Genomic DNA, 1,515 nt, shown 5'->3' on the forward strand with positions numbered 1-1,515 from the left:
CAGCGCGAACCCGTCCATCGCCGAAACATCGTGCGGCGGCTGGGTCAGCCGTGCGACCACCGGCTCGGCCAGCACCCGCCCCGCAGCCGCCGCCAGCGGCACGATCTCGGCGCCCGTCGGCGCCAGCAGCGCCAGAATCCGCTCCCGTGCCTCGCCGACGCTGATCATCGCTCACTCCTGCCTGAAATCGCCCGATTTCCCGCCGGACTTGCGGATCACCCGCAACCCCTCGATCCGCATCTCCCGCTCCGCCGCCTTCAGCATGTCGTACACCGTCAGCGCCGCGACCGAGGCCGCGGTCAGCGCCTCCATCTCCACCCCGGTCGGCCCGGTGGTCTTCACCGTCGCCGCGATGCGGATGCCCGGCAGCGCCGCGTCCGGCTCCAGCTCCAGCGTCACCCCGGCGATCGCCAGCGGATGGCAGAGCGGGATCAGCTCCGAGGTCCGCTTCGCCGCCATGATCCCGGCGATCCGCGCCGTCGCCAGCACGTCGCCCTTCTTCGCCGTGCCTTCGGTCACCAGCGCCAGCGTCTCCGCCCGCATCGTCACGTGGCAGGCGGCGGTCGCCTCCCGCGCCGTCTCGGCCTTGCCGGAGACGTCGACCATCCGCGCCGCCCCCCGCTCGTCGATATGGGTGAGGCGGCTCATGCCCCGAGCCCGAGCAGCCGGCGCGTCGCGGCGACGATGTCGTCCTGCCGCATCAGGCTCTCGCCGACCAGGATGCCCTGCACCCCCACCGCCTTCAGCCGCTTGATGTCGTCATAGTCGCGGATGCCGCTTTCCGCGACCACGAAACGCTCCGGCGGAATCTGCCCGGCGAGCCGCTCGGAGACCGCGATATCGGTCTGCATCGTCTTGAGATTGCGGTTGTTGATGCCGATCAGCCGGGCCTGCAGCCCGAGCGCGCGGTCGAGTTCCGCCTCGTCATGCACCTCGACCAGCACGCTCATGTCGAGCGCGCTCGCCAGCTCCTCGAAGGCCCGCGCCTGCTCGTCGCCCAGCGCCGCCATGATCAGCAGGATGCAGTCCGCCCCCATCGCGCGGCTTTCGTAGATCTGCCACTCGTCGAGGATGAAATCCTTGCGCAGCACCGGCAGGTCCACCGCCTCGCGCGCCGCCTGCAGGTGCGCGGGCTGGCCCTGGAAATATTTCCGGTCGGTCAGCACCGAAAGGCACACCGCCCCGCCCTCCTGATAGGCGCGGGCGATCGTCGCCGGGTTGAAATCGGCGCGGATCAGCCCGGCCGAGGGCGACGCCTTCTTGATCTCGGCGATCAGCCCGGTCCGCCCGGAGGCGGCGGCGTCCATCAGCGCGCGGGCGAAGCCGCGCGGCGGCGGCGTGTCCTTCGCCCGTGCGCGCATCTCCTCCAGCCCGGTCTCCGCCTTCGCCGCCTCCACCTCGGCCAGCTTGTCGGCGCAGATCGTCTTCAGCACGTCGTGTTCGATCTTGTCGTTCATTGGATCAGGCCATTTCCCGGGTTGTCGCCGCTTGCGGCCCGGCGCCGGCGCGGCGTAG

Annotated in this window: 2 protein-coding genes and 1 pseudogene; all 3 read right to left on the minus strand. The window is 71.0% G+C overall.

Going from position 1 to position 1,515, the window contains the following annotated elements:
* Positions 1 to 168, minus strand: a pseudogene (locus APM_RS20355) (molybdopterin molybdenumtransferase MoeA); the annotation flags it as partial.
* Between the two features lie 3 nt (positions 169 to 171).
* On the minus strand, positions 172 to 648 hold the full coding sequence (gene moaC / locus APM_RS09460; protein ID WP_007423144.1) for a cyclic pyranopterin monophosphate synthase MoaC: 477 nt from the start codon (positions 646 to 648) through the stop codon (positions 172 to 174).
* Positions 645 to 1,457: an indole-3-glycerol phosphate synthase TrpC gene (gene trpC, locus APM_RS09465; RefSeq protein ID WP_007423145.1), complete on the minus strand. Its 813-nt coding sequence runs from the start codon at positions 1,455 to 1,457 to the stop codon at positions 645 to 647. The genes moaC and trpC overlap by 4 nt, the downstream gene beginning before the upstream one ends.
* Between the last annotated feature and the right edge of the window lie 58 nt (positions 1,458 to 1,515).

The sequence above is a fragment of the Acidiphilium sp. PM genome, from assembly GCF_000219295.1.
GTDB lineage: Bacteria > Pseudomonadota > Alphaproteobacteria > Acetobacterales > Acetobacteraceae > Acidiphilium > Acidiphilium multivorum.

Bases quoted from the DNA above. Each gene is read 5' to 3' on its own strand.
- moaC (WP_007423144.1), bottom strand. From the start codon at position 648: ATGAGCCGCCTCACCCATATCGACGAGCGGGGGGCGGCGCGGATGGTC.
- trpC (WP_007423145.1), bottom strand. From the start codon at position 1,457: ATGAACGACAAGATCGAACACGACGTGCTGAAGACGATCTGCGCCGAC.